Annotated in this window: 17 protein-coding genes, 1 tRNA gene, 1 other RNA gene and 2 pseudogenes; 13 read left to right on the forward strand and 8 right to left on the reverse strand. The window is 70.7% G+C overall.

The genetic code is table 11. From position 1 onward, the window contains the following. Positions 1-53 precede the first annotated feature (53 nt). The 4 genes from QE388_RS11570 to QE388_RS11585 all read left to right on the forward strand — a co-directional run bounded on the left by QE388_RS11570 (position 54) and on the right by QE388_RS11585 (position 3,493). Complete coding sequence (locus QE388_RS11570; protein WP_307385449.1) at positions 54-944, forward strand: proline iminopeptidase-family hydrolase; 891 nt, start codon at positions 54-56, stop codon at positions 942-944. A gap of 45 nt (positions 945-989) precedes the next feature. Beyond that, a complete protein-coding gene (locus QE388_RS11575) occupies positions 990-2,414 on the forward strand; it encodes an APC family permease (RefSeq protein ID WP_307385450.1) in 1,425 nt (474 codons plus the stop codon). Next, positions 2,411-3,352, forward strand: a complete 942-nt coding sequence (locus QE388_RS11580; RefSeq protein WP_307385452.1) for an acetamidase/formamidase family protein — start codon at positions 2,411-2,413, stop codon at positions 3,350-3,352. Before QE388_RS11575 ends, QE388_RS11580 begins: the two co-directional genes overlap by 4 nt. Positions 3,353-3,401: 49 nt before the next feature. Continuing rightward, positions 3,402-3,493, forward strand: a tRNA-Ser gene (locus tag QE388_RS11585). Between the two features lie 86 nt (positions 3,494-3,579). Here QE388_RS11585 and QE388_RS11590 read toward each other — a convergent pair. From QE388_RS11590 to QE388_RS11600, 3 genes are read right to left on the reverse strand one after another with little or no spacing between them, the layout of a single operon-like run. Then, entirely contained in the window at positions 3,580-5,871 is a 2,292-nt protein-coding gene (locus QE388_RS11590; RefSeq protein ID WP_307385453.1) for a DUF3488 and transglutaminase-like domain-containing protein, read from the reverse strand. Next, positions 5,858-7,102 carry a DUF58 domain-containing protein gene (locus tag QE388_RS11595; RefSeq protein ID WP_307385455.1) on the reverse strand — a complete coding sequence of 415 codons (1,245 nt, stop codon included), beginning with the start codon at positions 7,100-7,102 and terminating at the stop codon, positions 5,858-5,860. Before QE388_RS11595 ends, QE388_RS11590 begins: the two co-directional genes overlap by 14 nt. 7 nt (positions 7,103-7,109) lie before the next feature. Then, positions 7,110-8,150, reverse strand: a complete 1,041-nt coding sequence (locus QE388_RS11600) for a MoxR family ATPase (protein WP_193752676.1) — start codon at positions 8,148-8,150, stop codon at positions 7,110-7,112. 163 nt (positions 8,151-8,313) lie between these two features. Between QE388_RS11600 and QE388_RS11605 the strand changes: the two genes are divergently transcribed. The 4 genes and pseudogenes from QE388_RS11605 to QE388_RS11620 all read left to right on the forward strand — a co-directional run bounded on the left by QE388_RS11605 (position 8,314) and on the right by QE388_RS11620 (position 10,337). Next, positions 8,314-9,246 carry an ROK family protein gene (locus QE388_RS11605; RefSeq protein WP_307385457.1) on the forward strand — a complete coding sequence of 311 codons (933 nt, stop codon included), beginning with the start codon at positions 8,314-8,316 and terminating at the stop codon, positions 9,244-9,246. A gap of 78 nt (positions 9,247-9,324) precedes the next feature. Next, positions 9,325-9,501 (forward strand): annotated as a pseudogene (locus QE388_RS18570) (MarR family transcriptional regulator); the annotation flags it as partial. 119 nt (positions 9,502-9,620) lie between these two features. Then, positions 9,621-9,920: pseudogene (locus QE388_RS11615) on the forward strand (glycoside hydrolase family 38 C-terminal domain-containing protein); the annotation flags it as partial. Continuing rightward, the gene (locus QE388_RS11620; protein ID WP_307387118.1) at positions 9,918-10,337 is read left to right on the forward strand and encodes a glycosyl hydrolase-related protein; all 420 of its coding nucleotides are present in this window, start codon (positions 9,918-9,920) and stop codon (positions 10,335-10,337) included. The pseudogene QE388_RS11615 and the gene QE388_RS11620, both read left to right, overlap by 3 nt. 81 nt (positions 10,338-10,418) lie before the next feature. Here the strand turns inward: QE388_RS11620 and QE388_RS11625 are convergent, their stop codons facing one another. Then, the gene (locus tag QE388_RS11625) at positions 10,419-11,177 is read right to left on the reverse strand and encodes a DUF6338 family protein (protein WP_307385459.1); all 759 of its coding nucleotides are present in this window, start codon (positions 11,175-11,177) and stop codon (positions 10,419-10,421) included. A 57-nt stretch (positions 11,178-11,234) separates the two neighbouring features. On the opposite strand from QE388_RS11625, the gene QE388_RS11630 reads away from it, so the two are divergent. After that, the gene (locus tag QE388_RS11630) at positions 11,235-11,393 is read left to right on the forward strand and encodes a hypothetical protein (RefSeq protein WP_307385460.1); all 159 of its coding nucleotides are present in this window, start codon (positions 11,235-11,237) and stop codon (positions 11,391-11,393) included. Between the two features lie 141 nt (positions 11,394-11,534). Here QE388_RS11630 and QE388_RS11635 read toward each other — a convergent pair whose 3' ends face one another. The 3 genes from QE388_RS11635 to QE388_RS11645 form a co-directional block, all read right to left on the reverse strand. Beyond that, the gene (locus tag QE388_RS11635) at positions 11,535-12,029 is read right to left on the reverse strand and encodes a hypothetical protein (protein WP_307385461.1); all 495 of its coding nucleotides are present in this window, start codon (positions 12,027-12,029) and stop codon (positions 11,535-11,537) included. A 4-nt stretch (positions 12,030-12,033) separates the two neighbouring features. Next, a complete protein-coding gene (locus QE388_RS11640) occupies positions 12,034-14,085 on the reverse strand; it encodes a primary-amine oxidase (protein ID WP_307385463.1) in 2,052 nt (683 codons plus the stop codon). A gap of 73 nt (positions 14,086-14,158) precedes the next feature. Then, positions 14,159-15,631 carry an APC family permease gene (locus tag QE388_RS11645; RefSeq protein ID WP_307385465.1) on the reverse strand — a complete coding sequence of 491 codons (1,473 nt, stop codon included), beginning with the start codon at positions 15,629-15,631 and terminating at the stop codon, positions 14,159-14,161. 216 nt (positions 15,632-15,847) lie between these two features. Between QE388_RS11645 and QE388_RS11650 the strand changes: the two genes are divergently transcribed. From QE388_RS11650 to ffs, 3 genes are all read left to right on the forward strand, one after another. Next, positions 15,848-17,347, forward strand: a complete 1,500-nt coding sequence (locus QE388_RS11650) for an APC family permease (RefSeq protein WP_307385467.1) — start codon at positions 15,848-15,850, stop codon at positions 17,345-17,347. Next, on the forward strand, positions 17,340-18,038 hold the full coding sequence (locus tag QE388_RS11655) for a helix-turn-helix domain-containing protein (protein ID WP_275799510.1): 699 nt from the start codon (positions 17,340-17,342) through the stop codon (positions 18,036-18,038). The genes QE388_RS11650 and QE388_RS11655 overlap by 8 nt, the downstream gene beginning before the upstream one ends. 20 nt (positions 18,039-18,058) lie before the next feature. Next, an RNA gene (gene ffs, locus QE388_RS11660) (signal recognition particle sRNA small type) lies at positions 18,059-18,155 on the forward strand. Positions 18,156-18,178: 23 nt separating this feature from the next. On the opposite strand, the gene QE388_RS11665 is transcribed toward ffs, so the two are convergent. Beyond that, positions 18,179-18,847, reverse strand: coding sequence for an NUDIX domain-containing protein (locus QE388_RS11665; RefSeq protein ID WP_307385470.1), 669 nt, complete (start codon positions 18,845-18,847; stop codon positions 18,179-18,181). 44 nt (positions 18,848-18,891) lie between these two features. Between QE388_RS11665 and QE388_RS11670 the strand changes: the two genes are divergently transcribed. Next, positions 18,892-19,686 carry a DeoR/GlpR family DNA-binding transcription regulator gene (locus QE388_RS11670; protein WP_307387120.1) on the forward strand — a complete coding sequence of 265 codons (795 nt, stop codon included), beginning with the start codon at positions 18,892-18,894 and terminating at the stop codon, positions 19,684-19,686.

Here is a 19,686-nt window from a genome sequence, read left to right on the forward strand (position 1 = left end):
AATTCCGCAGAAAAGGTTTGCCAACGAACCATTAAGGGGTCCACGATGACTCCATGCACCGCGAGATCACCGTTCCCTTCCACGACGGCTTCACCTGGGCCCGTCTCACCGAGCCCGCCGAGCCGACCGGCAAAGCGCCGCTGTTCGTCCTGCACGGCGGACCCGGAATGGCGCACAACTACGTCGCCAACCTCGACGCCCTCGCCGAGCTCACCGGCCGAACCGTCGTGCACTACGACCAGATCGGGTGCGGGAAGAGCTCGCACCACCCCGACGCCCCGGAATCGCAGTGGGTTCCCCAGCTCTTCGTCGACGAGTTCCACAACCTGCGCGAGGCTCTCGGCTTCGACGAGTACCACGTGCTCGGACAGTCGTGGGGAGGCATGCTCGGCGCCGAGATCGCCGTCCGACAGCCGACGGGGCTGAAGAGTCTCGAGATCTGCAACTCCCCGGCATCCATGGAACTGTGGCTCGCCGGCGCGGCTCGGCTGCGCGCCGAGCTGCCCGTCGAAGCCCGCGAGGCCCTCGACCGTCATGAGGCCGACGGCACGCTCGACGACCCCGAGTACGTGGATGCCACCCGCGTCTTCTACGAGCGCCACGTCTGCCGCGTCACCCCCATGCCGCAGGACTTCGTCGACAGCGAGCAGCAGATGCTCGCCGACCCGACGGTGTACTTCACGATGAACGGGCCCAACGAGTTCCACGTCGTCGGCACCGGCCGCGACTGGACGATCATCGACCGCCTCCCGCAGGTCGCCGTGCCCACGCTCGTGGTCGCCGGCGAGTTCGACGAGGCCACGCCCGAGACCTGGGCGCCCTTCGTCGAGCACATCCCCGGCGCGCGCTCGCACGTGTTCGCGGGAGCCAGCCACTGCACCCACCTCGAGCAGCCCGACGAGTTCCGCCGGGTGATCGCCGACTTCCTCGCTCCTCTTCCCTGACCCGACCCGCCCCGTTACGCTCCACCGCACCCGAACAGGAGTTCCATGTCCGACACCGCCCCCGGAGCCCAGCAATCGCTGGAGTCCTTCGGCTACAAGCAGGAGCTCAAGCGCTCCATGTCCACCCTCGACCTCGTCGTCTACGGCCTGGTCTTCATGGTGCCGATCGCCCCGTGGGCCATCTTCGGCGTCGTGTACAACGCCGCCAGCGGCATGGTCCCGCTTGTGTACATCACGGGCGTCGTGGCCATGATCTTCACCGCGCTCGCCTACGCGCAGATGTCGAAGGCGTTCCCGATCGCGGGCTCCGTCTTCTCCTACGTGGGTCGCGGCATCCACCCCACCGTCGGGTTCTTCGCCGGGTGGGCGATCCTGCTGGACTACCTGCTCGTCCCCACGCTCCTCTACGTGTTCGCGGCGTCGTCGATGGCCGGGATCTTCCCCGACGTGCCCCAGTGGATCTGGGCGGTGGCGTTCGTCATCATCAACACCGTCATCAACGTGCTCGGCATCGGCTCGATCAAGCTCGCGAACCGCGTCATGCTCGGCATCCAGCTCCTCTTCGTCGTCATCTTCGTCGTGATCGCCATGGTCGCCCTCTCCTCAGGAGCGATTCCCGGGGCCGAGTTCTCGATCGCCCCGGTGTGGGATGCCGGAAAGGTCAACCCCGCTCTCATCGCCACCGCTCTCTCGATCGCGGTGCTGAGCTTCCTCGGCTTCGACGGCATCTCGACGATGGCCGAGGAGTCCACCGGTGACCGCAAGTCGGGCGGTCGCGCGATGATCATCGCGCTGCTCGTGGTGGCGGTGCTCTTCATCGCCCAGACGTGGTTCGCCAGCGCCCTGGCCGCAGGCACGATCTCGTTCTCGGACGACGACGTCAACAACGCCTTCTTCCTGCTCGTCGCTCAGGCAGCGGGTTCGGGCTGGGCCACCGCGTTCCTCGCCGTCAACGTCGTCGCGGTCGGCATCGCCAACGCCGTCGCGGCCCAGGCCGCGACCTCGCGCCTGCTGTACTCGATGAGCCGCGACCGGCGCCTCCCCGCCTTCCTGTCGAAGGTCAACTCGCGCCAGGTGCCGTTGGCTGCAATCCTCTCGGTCAGCGCGATCTCGCTCGTGCTCGTGCTGTTCTTCGTCGGCCAGATCGCCGTGATCTCGTCGCTGGTGAACTTCGGGGCGCTGCTCGGCTTCCTCCTGCTGCACGTCTCGGTCGCGGTCTACTACCTCGGCAAGAAGAAGTCGAAGAACTACCTGCTTCACCTCGTCGTGCCGGTCATCGGATTCCTCATCATCGGCTACGTGCTGCTGAACGCCGACATCACCGCGAAGGTCGGCGGCATCCTGTGGCTCGTCGTCGGTGGCGTCGTCTACCTCATCTTCGCTCGCAAGAGCGGTGGCGCGACCGGGCCGCTGCCCGAGCACGCGACGGCGACGGCCGGTGAGGGCGGCGGCGAGGTGGCATCCCGGTGACGGACCACTTCCTGGGCAAGGAGCACGGACGCCCCGGTCACGATGCGTCGGTGCCGCCCGTGCTGCGCGTGCGGCCCGGCACGGGGGAGCGCCTCGCGTTCCAGACCGACGACGCCGTTTACCGCGAGCTGCATGAGCACGGCGACCTCGCGAGGCTCGAGGCACCGCTGAATCCGGTGACCGGCCCCGTGTACGTCGAGGGTGCCCGTCCCGGAGACGCCCTCGCGGTGACGATCCACGAGATCCGGCTGACCGACACCGGGTGGGCGATGAGCCTGCCCGGTGTCGGGGCCCTGCGCGACCGCATGCCCGACCGCGTCGTGACGCGTCGCATCCCGATCGACGCCGCCGGAGTGCACCTGACGGATGCCGTGACCGTCGCGCCCCGACCCATGGTGGGCTGCATCGGCACGGCGCCCGCCTCGGGGGTCGCGAGCACGGTCATGCCCGCCCACGCGATCGGCGGCAACATGGACGTCACCGACATCGCCCCCGGCGCGACGGTGTACCTGCCCGTCGAGGTCGAGGGGGCGCTCCTCGCGATCGGCGACGTGCACGCGATCATGGCGCGCGGCGAGTCGTCGTTCGTCGCGATCGAGGCCGAGGGCACGGTCGTCGTGTCGGTGGAGGTGGTCCCGGGCATGGGGCTGCGCGCCCCGCGCATCGCCACGGCCGGGGAGTGGATCTTCGTCGGCCTTGGTGCCACCGTGCAAGAGAGCGTGCGACGCGGCTACGAGGACGCCTTCGACGCCTTCGTCGACCGCGGATGGGATGCCATGGACGCCTACACCGTGATGAGTGCGCTCGCGCACTCGGAGCTCGGCGGTCCCACCGGCGCGGTCGATCCGGACCCCCTGCACCCGTTCGACGCGGTGGGGGCGGTCACGCTGCACCGCGTGCCGCGGTCGTTGCTCGACCAGGGCGCCGACGTCCGCTGAGAGAGCCCGCGGCGGGGGACGGGGTCGCCGCCGTGTAAGATCGTCCCTTGGAAGTGTGTCCGAGCGGCCTAAGGAGCATGGCTGGAATCCATGTAGGCGGGGTAACTCGCCTCGCAGGTTCAAATCCTGTCACTTCCGCCACGAGGAGCCCCGTCCGAACGCAAGTTCGGGCGGGGCTCTCGCGTTCGTTCCGCGCGGGGCGCGAGACGTCCGGGGGCTCGAACCCGCTACGCGCCGACCCGCTCACGCTCTTCGGCAGCCGCCGTCCCCGGTCGCACGACGAGCGAACGCGGAAGGACCCGCGCGAGCACGCGGCGCGGCCCCGCGACCTGGGCGCTCAGGCTCGCGCCGACCCGCGCGGCGGCGTCGGCGAGGAGCGGTCCGGCGGTGGCATCCAGCGCGTTCTCGGCGTAGCTGACGCGCTCGACCGCCGCGCGCAGGAGGTCGACACCGTCGGGATCGGCGCCGTGGTCCCGCACCAGACGCTCGGCGAACCTCCGCGGCGACTCACCGCCCGGGACCGGGATGCCGAGATCCACCGCGTCGTCCTGCACCGCCGCCCACGCGGCCACGGGGTCTCCCGCCCGTGCCGCGGTGAGACGCGAACGGCGTCGCAGAGATCGAACCACCGCGGGAACCGCGAGAATCAGGAGCAGCACCGCGATGCCCGCGGCGATCAGCAGACCCGGACCGATCGCCCGCGTCGCGCCCGCGGTGCTTCCGCTCGACAGTCCGGGGCCGTCCTGGTTTCCGAGCGAGGGGGCGGTCGTGGGTTGGCTGCCCGGTGCCGCGCTCTGCGACTGCTGCGGAGCGTTGGGGGTGGTGGTCGTGCTGCCCGTGCTGCCGGAGGCGAAGTTCGTGGGGACGCCGAGGCTGTTGGTGGGCTCGAACGGCACCCAGCCGATGCCCTGGAAATACACCTCGGGCCACGCGTGCAGCTGGCTCGAGGTGACGGTGAACGTGGACCGCTCCTGCCCGATGCCCGAGCTGGACATCGTGCCGGGCAGGTAGCCCACGACGATGCGTGAGGGCATGTCGAGCGTTCGGGCCATCACGGCGAAGGCCGAGGCGTAGTGAACGCAGTATCCGGTGCGCGCCTGGAGGAAGTCGGCCACGGCATCCAGTCCCGCCCCGTCGAAGCCCGCCTCGACCGGGGCGTCGAGCGAGTACCGGAACGCGCTGCTGCGGAACCAGGTCTGCAGGTCGATCAGGGCGTCGTACGGCGACGACGCGCCCGCCGTGATCTCACGGGCGGTGTCGCCGATGATGGCGGGGACGTCGGCGGGCAGGGCGCGCACCGCATCGCCCAGCTCCGATCCTCCGACGGGACGCGCGCGGATCTGCTCGAGGGTCGGTCGCGGCGCGATCGTCTGCACCTCGTAGTCCTGGTCGCGCGACGAGCCCGCGCGCGACACGATCGTGCGGTTGTCCGGCATCCCGAGCCAGTCGCCCTGCAGACCCGTCACGGTCGTCGCGGGGGAGGGGACGGGGAGCCACGGGCTGTCGAGCTCGCCGACCGAGATGTCGGTCGTGTACTGCGCGACCGCGATGTCAGGGTCGATCTCCGGGGCCGCGAACACCGGGCCGTCGTCGGGGACGTTCACGGTGTCGGCGCGGTCGGGCTGCCACACCGAGCCGTCGAAGCTCGAGAGCGTCACCGCGCGCAGGTAGGGCGGTGTGGGTGCGTCCGTCTGCAGCGTGAGCACGTCGACGTCGCGCGGCTGGCGCAGGTCGTTGCCGAGCTCGAGGTTGGGGTTGATCGTCGTTCCGTATCCGCCCGTCCCGCCGGAGGCGAAGCGCAGGGCCGGTTGGGGGAGGAGGGGCGTCGCGACGACGGCGACGAGCACCGCGACCGCCGCGATGCCGAGGGCGGTGGCAGAGGCGCCGCGTCCGCGCGCGCGACTCCCGCCGTGCCGCGAACGTGTGTCGACGCGGAGGAGGAAGAGGAGCGCCAGGGCCAGCAGCACGAATCCGGGCACGTCGACATCTGCGGGGATCGCGATGGTCGGGATGAGCGAGACCGCGACGAGACCCACGGCGGCGAGCAGCGGCATCCGGGCCGTGAGCACGACGTGGTCGAGGACGATGGCGAGGGCGCCGATCGCCGCGACCAGCACGAACGCGAGTCCCACGCCCGGAGCGACCGGGGCGACACCGGTGCGGATCTCTTCCGATGCCGCAGAGACGAGACCGGGCACGGTGCCCACAGTCGCGGAGCTCGGGATGACCCACAGCACCGCGGTGGCACGCCCGAACAGGGCCGTGAGCGCGAAGATCCAGATGCCGAGCTCGATCACCGTCGCGACGAGCGCCGGCAGCGCGCACAGCCGCGCGATCAGACCGGCCCCGAGGATCGCCGCCGCGAGGAACCCGGCCTGCACGGTCCACGAGCCCGGCGCCATGACCGAGAACACCGGGAGCATCGCGGCGGCGATCGCCGCGAACAGTCCGAGGGTCAGAAGTGACGCATCGCGGCGGCGGCGCGGGGTGCGCAGCTCCGTCACGTCACCGGCCGACATCGGCGAGTCCCCTCTCGGTCGCGTCGGCCCACGCCGCGGCGATGTCGCCGCCGGGACGGACGGATGCCACGCGCCACCCCGCGGCGAGGGGAGCGTCGAGGTCGGGCTGGGGCGCGACCACGACCATGATCGGCAGCGCCGAGCGCTGCGCGAAGGCGCCGGGAACCAGCGCGGGGTCACGCGAGGGGTCGGACGTGACGACCACGACCGGTCCCATCATGACCGCGGCAGACGCGGGAATCACGCGCGCGGACGAACCGTCGACGCGCGCGGTCAGGCCGGCGAACGACGCCGCGAGCGCGCGCGCCTCTCCCTCTTCTCCGCCGTCGACGGGCTCGGCCAGGAGCTCGCCGTCGCTGTCGACGACGTCGACCGTGTACCCCTCGTGCACCAGGCGTGCGACCGCCGACACGCACGCCGAGACCGCGGTCTCGAAAGCGATGTCGGCGCTCGGCGCCTCGCCGGCCGCGGCGGACCACCGCGACGGGGCACGATCGAGCACGACGGTCGCCGCGGGGCTGGACTCCTGTTCCTCCTGGCGCACCATGAGGGTGTCGCGATGCGCGGTCGCGCGCCAGTGGATGCGCCGCATCGAGTCGCCCGGGGCGTAGGGACGGGCGACCAGGTTGTCGACGCCCTCCCCGAGCTGCAGCGCAGAGGACTGCCGGGTACCGCCCGCCTCGCCCCCGGTCGGGGGAAGCGGCGGAAGGTCGACGATCGCGGGGGCGACCGTGATCGGGGAGGGCCGCCCGAGCTTGAATCGGCGACGGACGAGGCCGAACGGGTCGGTCGTGACGACCTCGAGGGGTCCCAGCGCATGAACGCCCCGCTCGCGGCCGACGATCTCGTAACGGAGCTCGACGGGGACGGTGTCGCGGCCGAGCGATGACGCCGTCGCCGGGAACAGACCCCGCGCGTTCCCGCTCACCCCCGCGGGAAGGGCGTCGGCCCATCGGCCGGGAGCGGTCGGCAGGGCCGTCTGCAGGCCGACGCGCACGACGACGTCGGTGCGCGATCCCACGTCGATCACGTCGGGGCGGACGGTCCGCGTGACGCGGTCGGTGCGCCGCGCGATCAGGAGGGTGACGGCGGCCGCGGCCAGCAGCGCGGCCATGAGCACGCCGAAGTACATCAGTTCGGGGATGCCGGCCCGCTGCGCGATGACGAGGGAGGCGACCGCGAGCACCGCGGCACCGCTGCCCCGGAGGGTCAGCGGCCACCGGCGTCTCATCGGGTCCTCACGCTCGGGCGGCGAGCGGGACGCGCACGCTCGCGGCGATGCGGTCGAGCGCCTCGGACACCACGACCGCTCCCGCGCGGCCGCCCGCGGCGGAGCGGTTCGCGATGAGGCGGTGACCGAACACCGGGTTGAGCAGCGACGTCAGGTCGTCGGGGATGACGTAGGCGCGCCCGTCGAGCGCCGCCCGGACCTTGGCCGCACGGACCAGCTGCAGCGTGGCCCGCGGGCTCGCACCCAGGCGGATGTCGGGGTGGCTCCGCGTCGCCTGAGCCAGCGCCACGACGTACTCCTCGAGCGCGGGGGCGACGTGCACCCCACGGGCCCAGGCGATCATCGCGGTGACCTGCCGCGCGGTCACGACGGGCACGATCCCGTCCAAGGGGTTCACCGAGTCGCGCTGGCGCAGCATGAGCGCTTCGGCGGCGGCATCGGGGTAGCCCATCGAGATGCGCAGGAGGAAGCGGTCGCGCTGAGCCTCGGGGAGGGCGTAGGTGCCCTCCATCTCGAAGGGGTTCTGCGTCGCCACGACGAGGAACGGGGAGGGCAGCACGTGCGTCCGCCCGTCGATCGTCACCTGGCGCTCCTCCATCGCCTCGAGCAGCGACGATTGCGTCTTGGGGGAGGAGCGGTTGATCTCGTCGGCAATGACGATGTTGGCGAACACCGCGCCAGGCGTGAACTCGAATTGCCGCGTGACCGGGTTGAAAACCGAGACGCCCGTGATGTCTCCCGGGAGGAGGTCGGGCGTGAACTGGATGCGTCGCACGTCGGCGTCGACCGTCGCGGCCAGCGCGCGGGCGAGCATGGTCTTGCCCACCCCGGGGACGTCCTCGATGAGCAGGTGCCCCTCGGCCAGGAGCGCGATCAGAGCGCTCTGGACGGCCTCCGGCTTGCCGTCGATGACGTTCGAGACGGATGCCGTGATCTGATCGGTCAGCCGGGCGAAGGACTCCGCGGTGAGCGGCTCGTCACTTCCCGGGCGGGCGGTCTCGGTGCGGCGGAGTCGCGATGCCGCCTCGGGCGTGGCCGTCTCGTCCATGGCATCCCTCGTGTCGATGGGCGGCGGCAGCCGTTGCCGCCGTGACCTGATCGTAACCTGCGCCGCGGGGCTCGGGGCCGTCCGGGGCGCGGTGCACAGGCGTCACTCGGCGGATGCACCGGCCCCTAGGATCGGGGAGCATTCGTTCACCCGAGGAGCGCGCATGTCCGATGCCACCCCGTCCCTGCCCGCGTACACCCACGTTCTCGCCGTCGACATCGGCGGGACGAAGGTCGACGCTGCCGTCGTGTCGGTCGCCGGCGAGGTGGTGCGAGAGAGCGTGACGCGCCGGCCCACCGGGCGCGAGAACGACCGCAAGGCCATCGCACGCAACGTCCGCGAAGCGGCGGAGGGGGCGCTGGCTGCGGTCCCCGGTCTGCGTGTCGGCGCGATCGGCGTCGGCAGCGCCGGACCGGTCGACCTCCCGTCGCGCTCGGTCTCGCCGCTCAACCTGCCCCAGGCCGCCGGTCTCCCGATCGACGAGGTGCTGAGCGGTCTGATCGACGGTCCGATCACGCTCGCCCTCGACGGCACGTGCATCGCGCTCGCCGAGCACTGGCGGGGATCTCTGCGCGGATGCCGGAACGCGATGGCGATCGTCGTCTCCACGGGGGTCGGCGGAGGATTCGTCCTGGACGGGCGTCCGATGGGCGGGGCGAGCGGCAACGCGGGTCACCTCGGGCAGACGTTCGTGCGCACGATCCACGACGGTGACGCCGTGGCATCCACTCTCGAAGCCGTGGCCGCCGGTCCCGGAACCGTCGCGTGGGCGCGCACGCAGGGCTGGGAGGGTGCCACCGGACTCGACCTGGCGGCGTCGTACCGTGCCGGCGACGAGATCGCCCGCGCCGCCGTGTCGCGCTCGGCGACCGCGGTCGGCCAGGCCATCGCCGCGGCGGCGACGCTGTGCGACCTCGAAGCGGTCGCGATCGCGGGCGGGTTCTCGCAGGTCGCCGACGACTACGTCGATCAGGTGCGCGTGGCGGTGGAGGCCGCGGCGGTGCACGCCTACGCGCGACGCTGTCGCATCGTCGGCTCGGGCCTGGACGGCGACGGGCCCCTGCTGGGCGCAGCGGCGCTCGCGCTCGGCGCCTGACGGACGACGACGCGGCGGGGCACGGCTTCTACGCGGGCGTACGCTGAGCGGGGGTCTGCGACGCGGGCCGGCGAGCGAGAGTGGGAAGCGATGCGGACGGGGGCGAACCTGCCGGCGGTCGGCGAGTACAACCAGACCCTCGTGCTCGACCTCATCCGCCGTGCACCGGAGGGGCTGAGCCGCGTGGAGCTGTCGGCGCGCACCGGACTCAGCGCCCAGACCCTCAGCAACGTCACGCGACGCCTCGCCGACGAGGGGCTGATCGTCGAGGCGGGCAAGGTCATCTCGGGTCCCGGCAAGCCTCGCACCCTGTTGAAGCTCGAGCCCCGCTCGCGTTTCGCCGTTCTCGCCGAGGCGGGGCACGCCTCTCGCTCGACGTGGACTGGCACGAGCAGCAGAAGCTGCTCAAGCTCGGGGTCCCCGTGGACGTGCACACCGACCGCGCGGCATCCGAGATCCAGTTCGGACACATCGTGCGCCCGACCCACACGAACACGTCGGGGGACTCGGCCCGCTTCGAGACCGCCGCGCACCGCTGGGTGCGGGTCGCCGAGCCCGGCTTCGGCGTCGCGGTGACGAACGACTCGACGTACGGTCACGACATCACGCGCCACGAGCGCGAGGCCGGCGGCACGTACTCGCTCGTGCGTCTGTCGATCATCCGCTCGGCGATGTTCCCCGACCCGGGCCAGGACCAGGGTGTGCACCACCTTGAGGTGGGCATCGTCGTCGAGGCCGAGGTCGTGGATGCCGTGGCCGAGGGCTACCGGACGAACCTGCCCGCGCGGGTGGTGACGGATGCCGCCGAGGAATCGGTCGCCCCGCTGGTGACGATCGATCAGCCGGGCGTGGTCGTCGAGGCGATCAAGCTCGCGCAGGACGGCTCGGGAGACGTCGTCGTGCGCCTGTACGAGGCGCTCGGTCAGCGGGTGCACGCGCGCCTCGAGGCCGGGTTCTACGTCGCCCGCGTGAGCGAGACCGACCTGCTGGAGCGTGACGTGGATGCCGCAGCGGTGACCGCTGTGCAGGGCGGCGTCGTGGATCTCGAGCTGCGTCCGTTCCAGCTCGTCACGGTGCGGTTGTCGCGCTGACATCCGACTGACACGCGGCCGGGGTGCATCGCACCCCGGCCGCTTCGTCGTCATGACCTCCCCGAGGGGGAGAGGCTGCTCTCAGCCGTTCGCGTGGAATGCGACCAGAAGGACGATCATCAGCACAAGCAATGCGACGACTCCGATACGGATGGATTGCCGTGGGGTCGTTCGCGCCGCGTCCGCAACGGGGGCCGGTTCCCCGTCCATGTACGTCACCGTCATGTACAAGATCTCGGCGTCTTTGAGCACGAGCACTTCGCCTTCGTAGGCTTCGAGCTCTCCCCCAGGAGGGCGAATGCCGATGGCGCCGACCAGAGTGAGTGCTTTCGGCATACCCTCTTCACCGACGTTGCCGTACGTGTCGACGAACCCCTGGACCCAGGTGCCCTCCTTCAGGCGGACCCCTGCGAAGTTACGCGCCTCGGGTTTCCTGGTGAAGACATAGCCCCAGGAGTCTCGGTTGGGGTCTTCCGCGCGGCGGGCGAAGATGAGGTCATCGGCTCGCTTGCTCCCCAACCACCAGGCAGCCCAGGTCGCCACACTCAGAAGAACGAAACCGAAGATGACGAACCCCTCGAAGCGTTCGCGGGCGTACAGCGCGGGATCTTCGAGGAAACGAACGACTTCGGAATGAACAGGCGGTGACAGCAACGAAGCGATCGCGACGGTGAAGCCGAATGATGCCGCGATTGCGGTGCTGACGAAGATGGCCGTGGCGGTCTCTCGGAAAGCGGACTGCTTGATGCGGGGGCGGTGTCGTTCGCGACTGATCGCGAACATGACGCCCGGGAGAATGAGGAGGACGTAGAACGCGACGCCGACGAGATCTGTGGGCACGTGTCATCTCCAGACTCCGGGTGCTAAATTCGTCCCACACAGTCAATGGAGGATGCCATGACGAATTACTCGGGTAACGCGCACTATACGACGATGCGTGGACAGACGATCGAGCATGCGCAGCAGCCTGTGAACAACCGTGTCGAGCCGACCGTCCGTCCGGCCAACCAGTTTCCGAAGCCGCCGAGCGACTCACCGTCGCGATCGTCGCGCTGATCACGACTCCCAACACATCGATGGGCCTCGCTGCCGACGCAGCGAGGCCCATTTCTTCTCCTCCTGCTGATCTGGGTCCTGGACCTGCACGGGACGTCACGCCCACGGGACTGAGACCGGGCGGAGGGGGCGGGGACCTGCCTACATCGCTGCAACGCCCATGAGGATGACGGATGCCGCCATGGCCCCGATCTGCGCACGGTCGAGCCGCGCCGGCATCCGTCGCATGGCCTCGAGCGACAGCACGGCGTAGACGGCCGCTGCGCCCACGAGCACGGGGGGCAAGGAGAGCCCGTGAGCATGGCCGGATGAGGTCGCGTGCCCGCCCATCGCCAGCTGCAGGCCGGCCATCACGATCATTCCGAGCGTCGTGTGCAGCGTCATGACGGCGGGGACGCGTGGCACCCGGCGTTGCCGCGGGCGACGCCAGGCCCCGAGCCCGAGGGCCGCCGTCAGCAGCAGAACCGTCCACCACACCGGCGCGATCACGCCGAACACCGCGGCATCCAGCATCGCGAGCAGCATCAGCACGGATGCCGCGACCTCGGGCGGCCGCACCCGCGCGCGATCGGCTGCCAGACAGCAGGCGCCGACCGCGGCGGGGGCGACCGCCCAGGCGTGGAGGATCTCGCTCATCGGTTCAACAGTGGTGCGCGTCGCCGTGCCCGTCGTGACCGTGCGTGCTGTGGTCATGACCGTGCGCGCCGACCGCCTCATCCGCGTGCGGGCCGTGGCCGTGCCCGTCGGCATGCGCCGTCGGCGCGCAATGCGTGTTCGCCGGCGCGGGGACGTTCAGGACGGGATTGCGCTCGAAGAAGTTGTACGGCTTCAGTGTGAACTTCGCGTAGTCCATCGGCATGACGGGCCAGTCCTCGTTGCGCGGGAAGTGCGTGAGTCCGAATGTGTGCCAGAGCACCACGTCTTCGCCGACGAGCGGTTCGTCGCCCGCGATGAAGGCCGGGATGCCGGCACCACCCGGGTGCTGATTGACGAAGTCGCCCGCGGCGTATCGCTCATCGGGGTCGTACTTCGTCACGAACAGGTTCTTCGTGGCGAACGCCGCGCGCGCGGCGATCGAAGAGGCGTCATCGGCCAGCAGCACCGGAGTCTCGGTCGGGAACAGCATGTACGACGTCGCCTGTCCGCGCTCCGTCGTCTTCTCGGTCGAGGCGATCTGCCACACGCGGTTCACGGCGCCGTCGGCGACGCGGCCCGACACCTTCTCCGACGTGATCGGCGTCACCTTCTTCGTGAAGGCGTTCCCGGCGGGGTTCTCGGCCGAGATGGGCACGCGCACCGCGTCGATCTCGTTCACGACGTTCGCGACCCCGTCGACGGTCATGTCGAGCCGCGCCGAGAACAGGTGCTGATGGTACGGCGCCCCGAGGCCCGGCGCGACCTCCGAGGCGTACGGGTAGCCCTCGCCCGGGTAGGCGGAGGTGAACAGGATGCCGGTGAGCTTCGCCTCGCACTCGATCGTGCCGTCGAGGTACAGGTACCAGTAGAAGCCGTAGTCGTAGTTGCCGACGGTGGTGAAGAACGAGATGACCAGCCGCCGTGAGCGGCGCACCTCGCTGGCGCCGGTGAAGATGTCGGTGTGCTTCCAGAGGGTGCCGAAGTCCTCCTCGTGCATGCACACGGCGTTGCGGATGGTGCGCGGCATCCCGTTCTCGTCCGACAGCACGGCGTCGACGTAGGTGATGTCGCCGACGCAGTCGCAACCGAGCTCGAGCTCGTTCGTGTACCGGCCGAAGAGGTACTCGCCGGTGTCGAAGTAGTTCTGCCAGAACCGGTTGGGCGCGGGGTCGGCGTAGGGCACGACCATCTCGCTGATCGAGCCGCGGTACATCACGGGGCGCCCGGCGAACGAGAGCTGACGCAGGATGAGCCCCTCGCGGGTGTCGAAGCCGATGCGCAGGTCCCATTCGCCCCACGTCACGTGCTCCTCGTCGACGGTGAAGCTCGCGCCCTCGGGCTGGGTGATCACGATGGGCTTGAGCCCCTCGAGGGGCGGGCCCTGCAGCTCGGGATCGTCGAAGTTGCCGTGCGTCTCGGGCACCGTGAAGCCGGGGGTGTCGACGATCTCGATGATCCGGCGGTCGGCGACGTCGATGTAGGCGGTGAGGCCGTCGACGGGGTGCGCCCACGGGTGGTCGGCGGGGTGGTCCTGACGGAACGCGAAGGTGCGCAGCACGCGGCGCCCGACCTCGTTCTCATAGCCGTAGTGGCCGGCTGAGAGCGGCACGAGCACGACGTCGGCGGTCGTGAGACCGCGGGCGGCGAGGGCGGCGACCCACTCGGCGCTCTCGTTCGCGATGAGTCCGACCTCCTCGAACTCGGCGTCGAGGATCGGCAGCTGCCCGTCGGAGCCGTCGAGCTCGGTGTGACGCAGAACCTCCCCGGTGGCGAGCGAGACGACGAGGTCGAGTGAGTGGGCGGTGCGCAGGTTCAGCAACTGCACCCGGGCGCGGCGCTCGGGGAAGGCGGCCTCGCCGCGCTCCCACGCGAGAACCTCTCCCTTCGGCGCTTCCTCGAGGCCGACGTAGGCGAAGCGGGTCGCCTCGTCGAGCCCGTCGAGGCCCGAGACGATCGCGTGGACCGTCGTGATCTCGGCGGGGGAGAGCGATGCCAGCGGGTGGGCCGGAGCCGGAGGAGCGGTGAAGGCGGTGGACGTCGGGTCGGTGAGGGTCATGGTGTCTCTCTCGGATGGGGCGGGGAGGGAAAGGAGCGGGAAGGATGCCGCGGCGCCGGGCCGCGGCATCCGGTCATCCCGCGATGGTGTCGGTGAGCTTGGCGTAGGCGGCGGGGCGGCGACGGCGGATCCAGGCGGCCTGGGCGTAGCCGAGGACGGGGAAGACCACCACCAGCGCCAGAAGGAACCAGGTGACCGCGCCGAAGACGGGGTTTCCGTCACCGTCCACGTCGCCGACCATGATCGGGAAGTAGACGACGATGATCACGGCCGACACCGCGAGCCCCACGAAGCCGAGCGCGGGGGCGACGATCGTGTTCCATACGCGCCGGTCGGCGCGGGTCCGGGCGAAGTACACGATCACGGCGACGGAGGTCGCGGCCATCAGCACCGCGATGGCGAGGGTGGCGACACCGGCGAACCACGTGAACACCTGCAGCAGCGGGTCGAGGTTCAGCACCGCGAAGACCGCCGTGAGAACCGCGGCCGTCGCCGTCTGCACGATCGACGACACGTGCGGCGAGAGGTGGCGCGCGTGCACGCCACCGATACGGTCGGGCAGCACCCCGGCGCCGGCCATGGCGTGCTGGTAGCGGGTGAGCACGTTGTGGAACGACAGCACGCACGCGAACATCGAGGTCAGCAGCAGGACGTTGACGATGATCTCGCCGACGGTGCCGAGGTAGATCGCGACGGTGCGGAGCATGAGGGTGCCGGGATCGGCTGCGGCCTCCATGATCCCGCCGGGACCCCAGGCCATCACCAGGCCCCAGGACGCGAGGGTGTAGAAGATACCGATACCGATCACGGCGCCGTACGTGGCGCGGGGGATCGTCCGGTCGGGATCGCGTGCTTCGTCGCGGAAGATCGCCGTCGCCTCGAACCCGATGAACGCCGCGATGGCGAACATGAGCCCGACACCGGGCGAGCCGCTGAAGACGTTCGCCGGCTCGAACGGTGCCGCGCTCAGGCCCTCGGGGCCGCCGTTGAACACCACGGCCGCGACGAGCGCGAGCACGATGGCGACCTCGGCCACGAGAAGAACGCCGAGCACCTTGCTCGACAGGTCGATGTGCCGATAGCCCAGGATGCCGACGAGCCCCACCACCGCGAGCGCGTACAGCCACCACGCGAGGTCGGGACCCCCGAGCGAGACGACGGTGATCTCGAGCAGGTAGCCGATGTAGCCGTAGACCGAGACCTGGATCGTCGTGTACGTGAGCATCGCCGTCCACGCCGCGGCCAGGCCCGAGGGGCGGCCGAGGCCGTAGCCGATGTACGTGAAGAAGGCGCCGGGCTTCGGGACATGGCGCGTCATCGCGGCCAGGCCCACGGCGAACAGCAGGAGGATGACGGCGCTGACCGCGTACAGGGTCGGGAAGCCCGCCCCGTTTCCGATCAGGATGCCGAGCGGTGCGGCGCCGCCGACGACGGTGAGCGGTGAGGCGGCGGCGACCACCATGAACACGATCGCCGTGACACCGAGGGAGCCCTGCAGCGTCCGCTTGGCTGACGCCGCCACCCCCTTCGATTCGAGCTGGGTCATATCGATTCCTCCGGGATGTCGGGTGAGGTGGAGCGTTCGTGTGTCGAGGTTCCTCCGCCGTCGTTGCCTGTCCGTGTTGCCCCCGTGAAGGTGTGGCACGACGGATTGAGACGCCCGACGCCCCCGGTCTCATTCGAAGGTCACGAGCACGAAACATGCGGTTCGTCCGGGTGCAACGCCCGGCGCGTACGGTCGTCAGCACCCGACGGAGACCACGTGACTGCACTCGCCCGCGCCATCGCGCGCCCCGATCCCGTCGCCGGTTTCGGCGACCGTTCCCCGCTGCACGGACTCGACCGGCGCCGTATCGGCATCGTCGATCTCGCGGCGCAGTCGGTCGCGGCGGTCGCGCCGGCGGCGGCGGCCACGACGGTCGTGCTGCTCGTTGCGGGCTTCGCGCCGGGGGCGACGGTCACCGCGATCGTGGCCGCCGCGATCCTGAGCCTCGGGGTCGCGCGCACGGTCTCGCAGTTCGCGCGCCGCTTCGCCGCCACGGGAGCCCTCTACACGTACACCGCGCGCGGTCTCGGCACGCGCGCGGGTCTCGCCGCGGGCGCGGCGATCCTCACGGGGTACGGTGCGGTGGCCATGTTCGCATTGCTCGGCGGCGCGTACTACGCCACCTACCTGGTCGCGGGACTCTGGCCGTCGATCGATCGAGCGCTCGTGACCGCGCTCTTCGTCGTGGGGCAAGGCGTTCTCGTCGCGTTCGTGCTCGTCCGCGGCATCCGGATCTCCGCCCGCGCGGCGCTCGTCGTCGAGACGCTGTCGGTCGCGCTGATCGTGGTCCTTCTCATCGCGCTCCTGGTGAAGATCGGCCCGCTCGACCTGACGGCGATCGCGGGGATCGGCGGGGCCCAGCTCGACCCGACCGCGTTCGCGGCAGCCGCCGTGATCGCGCTGACGGCCTTCGTCGGGTTCGAGTCCGCGGCCACCTTGAGCGTCGAGTCGGTCTCGCCGCTGCGCAACGTCCCCCGCGCGATCACCGGCACCGTGGTGCTGTCGGGGCTCCTCTACGTCCTCGCCGCCGTGACCCAGGTCGCGGGTTTCGACGCGCTGGGCGCCGATCTCGCCACCAGCGCCTCACCGGTCAACGAGCTCGCCGAAGCGTACGGCCTCGGCGGCTGGGGTGTCGTCGCCGACCTCGGCATCGCGGCATCCTTCCTGGCGTGCGCGATCGGCACGACCACCGCGCTCGTACGCGTGCTCTTCGCTCTGAGCCGCGACGCCGTCCTCCCGGCCGCGATCGGTCGCACTCATCCGCGCTTCGGAACTCCCGCGACGGCGGTGGCCGCGGCGTTGCCGCTCATCACCGCGCTGCCGGTCGTGGTGGTCGCCGCGGGGATCGACACGCGCGATGCGATGCACGTGACGATCGGGCTCGGTGCCGCGGGCTACATCGTGGCGTACATCCTCGTGTGCGTGGCGGCGCCCTTCTTCCTCCGTCGTATCGGCGAGTCGACGGTCGGTTCCACGGTGGTCGCCGGCGTCTCGGCGCTCGCGCTCGCCGCCGCCCTCGTGTCCTTCTTCGTCGACGACCTCTCGTCCGGCGGTGCGATCGTGGTGATCGTCGCGGGGCTGACGGCCGTGTGCGCGGTCGTCATCACGCTCCTCCGTCGACGACACGGGTCCGGTGCGCTCGGGGTCTACGACGAGCCTGTCGCGGCGCAGGTGCTCGGGGGAGTGGTCTCGCCGCGGCATCCCGACGATGCGTGAGCAGCCGGCGCTCGCCGCGCGTCAGCCCGGTGCCGTGCACTCCGCGCTCGCCGTGCTCGAGGCCGTCGCTCAGCTCGGCGCCGGTGTCAGCGCCCAGCGCCTCTCGGCCGAACTCGGTCTGCCGCGCGCGACGACGTATCGCCTCGTGAATCTGCTGGTGGAGGACGAGTACCTCGTGCGCACCCCTGACCTCGCGGGATTCGCGCTCGGCGCGAAGGTCGCCCAGCTCGCGGCGGTCGTGGCTCCGCCCGCGCGGCTGTCGTCCGCTGCCCGAGCGGTGCTCGCCGAGGCGCGTTCGACCCTGCGCGGGGGAGTGCACGTAGCGCTCTTCGTCGACGGGCGGATCGCGGTCGTGGATGCCGACCCGGACTTCCCCCTCTCGGACGAGGCGCGCCTCGCGCGCGAACCCGCCCGCTACGCGCTCGGTCGGCTCATGCTGCTGTCGCAGGGCGACGCGGGGACTCCCGAACTCGACCGCGCCCGCGACGATCTCGCTCGCTGGGGTGCGACACGCCAGAGCGGCGAGCTGATCGCCACCGCCGGCTGCCTCGCGGTTCCGATCGTCGACGCGAGCGGACTGGCCGCGGGAGCCGTGGCTTTCTCGGGTCCGCGGCATCGCGTCGACGAGCCCGGGGATGTGCTCTCGGCGCTGCGCCCGGCGGCCGACGCCCTGGCCCCGCTGATGGTGTGACGCGGATCGGGTAAGCTGTTCACGGCTCTCCGCGTGGCGGCATCCAGGCCAACTCCCCCAGGACGGAAACGTAGCAAGGGTAACCAGGCTCTACCGGGTGCGCGGAGAGTCTTTTCTTTGCCCGGAATTGCTGTCTCGGCTCAGCGCCGGGCGAACGGCCCGTCGAGCACCGCCCACTGCAGCAGCATGATCGTCTTGGCATCCTGGATCTCGCCGTTGCCGATTCGCTGGAGCGCCTCGTCGATGCCGTACTCGAGGATCTCGATCTCCTCGCCCTCCTCTTCGAGGCCGCCCCGATCGCCCACGCGCGTCGAACCGTCGTACGCCGCGGCGAAGAAGTGCAGGCGCTCGGTGACCGAGCCGGGGCTCATGTAGACGTCGAAGACGTGCTCCACCTCTTCGACGCGGACACCCGTCTCCTCCTCGGCCTCGCGACGGATCGCGGTGAGCGGATCGTCGTCGTCGAGCAGACCCGCTGCGGTCTCGATGAGCATGCCGTCGGGGTGGTCGTTGACGTACACGGGGTAGCGGAACTGCCGCGTGAGCAGCACGGTCCGCCGCGTGGGGTCGTAGAGCAGGATCGTCGCGCCGTTGCCGCGGTCGTACGTCTCGCGCTTCTGCGTGAGCCACTCGCCGTCGTCGCCGCGGTACCGGAAGGTCGTCGCGCGCAGCACGTGCCATCCGGCGGCGAGGAGCTCGACGTCGGTCACCTCGACGCGGGGATTGCGGTCGAGGTCGCGGCCGGTGAGGTGCAGGCCGGTGCGACCGCGGTGGTCGGGCACGGTGGTGCCGGGAAGCGCGTCATCCATGATTCGGAACAATAGTGCAGGAACGTGCAAGAATATGAAGCGTGATGCTCGCAGCCTCCCGAAAAGACGCCCTGCTCGAGCGGCTCCGTCGCGACGGACGCCTCGTCGTGAAAGACGTCGCCCTCGAACTCGGGCTTTCCGAAGACAGCATCCGTCGCGACCTCCGAGAACTGGATGCCGCCGGCCTCGCCGTCCGCGTCTACGGCGGGGCTCTCCCGGCCTCGCCGGCGGTCGCCGACTACGACGCGCGGGGGAGGGTGGCGCGATCGAGCAAGGCCCGCGTCGCCGCGGCCGCGGTCGAGCTCATCGAACCCGGTGCCACGGTGCTCCTCGACGGCGGAACGACAACGTTGGCGCTCGTGGAGGCGCTGCCCCGCTCGTTCGCCGGCACCGTGATCACGCATTCGCCGACGATCGCCGCCGCCCTCCTGCACCACGACGCCGATGTCGTCGTGATCGGCGGCAGGGTGTTCAAGCACTCGGCGGTCGCGTGCGGTTCCGCGGCGGTCGAGGCCGCCCAGAGGATCAGCGCCGACATCTTCTTCCTGGGGGTGACGGGTGTGCACCCCGCGGCGGGGTTCACGACGGGGAATGCCGATGAGGCGGCGATGAAGCGCGTGCTCGCCGAGCGGGCCGCCGAGACGTTCGTCCTCGCGAGCGAGGAGAAGCTGGGTGCGGCCTCGCGCTTCGGCATCCTTCCGCTCGACGGGGTGACGGGAATCGTCGCCGATCTCGACCCCGCCACTCCGCTAGCGGCCGACCTCGAGGCCGCGGGTGCGCACGTGCGGTATGCCTCGACGCCGAAGCAACCCCGGAGCGATGTCGGGGGCCCGCAATAG

The organism is Microbacterium sp. SORGH_AS_0969, assembly GCF_030818255.1.
GTDB lineage: Bacteria > Actinomycetota > Actinomycetes > Actinomycetales > Microbacteriaceae > Microbacterium.

Excerpts from the sequence above, each read along its gene's own strand:
- QE388_RS11570 (WP_307385449.1), top strand. The coding sequence starts at position 54 with ATGCACCGCGAGATCACCGTTCCCTTCCACGACGGCTTCACCTGGGCC.
- QE388_RS11575 (WP_307385450.1), top strand. The coding sequence starts at position 990 with ATGTCCGACACCGCCCCCGGAGCCCAGCAATCGCTGGAGTCCTTCGGC.
- QE388_RS11590 (WP_307385453.1), bottom strand. The coding sequence starts at position 5,871 with ATGTCGGCCGGTGACGTGACGGAGCTGCGCACCCCGCGCCGCCGCCGC.
- QE388_RS11595 (WP_307385455.1), bottom strand. The coding sequence starts at position 7,102 with ATGAGACGCCGGTGGCCGCTGACCCTCCGGGGCAGCGGTGCCGCGGTG.
- QE388_RS11600 (WP_193752676.1), bottom strand. The coding sequence starts at position 8,150 with ATGGACGAGACGGCCACGCCCGAGGCGGCATCGCGACTCCGCCGCACC.
- QE388_RS11605 (WP_307385457.1), top strand. The coding sequence starts at position 8,314 with ATGTCCGATGCCACCCCGTCCCTGCCCGCGTACACCCACGTTCTCGCC.
- QE388_RS11620 (WP_307387118.1), top strand. The coding sequence starts at position 9,918 with ATGTTCCCCGACCCGGGCCAGGACCAGGGTGTGCACCACCTTGAGGTG.
- QE388_RS11630 (WP_307385460.1), top strand. The coding sequence starts at position 11,235 with ATGACGAATTACTCGGGTAACGCGCACTATACGACGATGCGTGGACAG.
- QE388_RS11635 (WP_307385461.1), bottom strand. The coding sequence starts at position 12,029 with ATGAGCGAGATCCTCCACGCCTGGGCGGTCGCCCCCGCCGCGGTCGGC.
- QE388_RS11640 (WP_307385463.1), bottom strand. The coding sequence starts at position 14,085 with ATGACCCTCACCGACCCGACGTCCACCGCCTTCACCGCTCCTCCGGCT.
- QE388_RS11645 (WP_307385465.1), bottom strand. The coding sequence starts at position 15,631 with ATGACCCAGCTCGAATCGAAGGGGGTGGCGGCGTCAGCCAAGCGGACG.
- QE388_RS11655 (WP_275799510.1), top strand. The coding sequence starts at position 17,340 with ATGCGTGAGCAGCCGGCGCTCGCCGCGCGTCAGCCCGGTGCCGTGCAC.
- QE388_RS11665 (WP_307385470.1), bottom strand. The coding sequence starts at position 18,847 with ATGGATGACGCGCTTCCCGGCACCACCGTGCCCGACCACCGCGGTCGC.
- QE388_RS11670 (WP_307387120.1), top strand. The coding sequence starts at position 18,892 with ATGCTCGCAGCCTCCCGAAAAGACGCCCTGCTCGAGCGGCTCCGTCGC.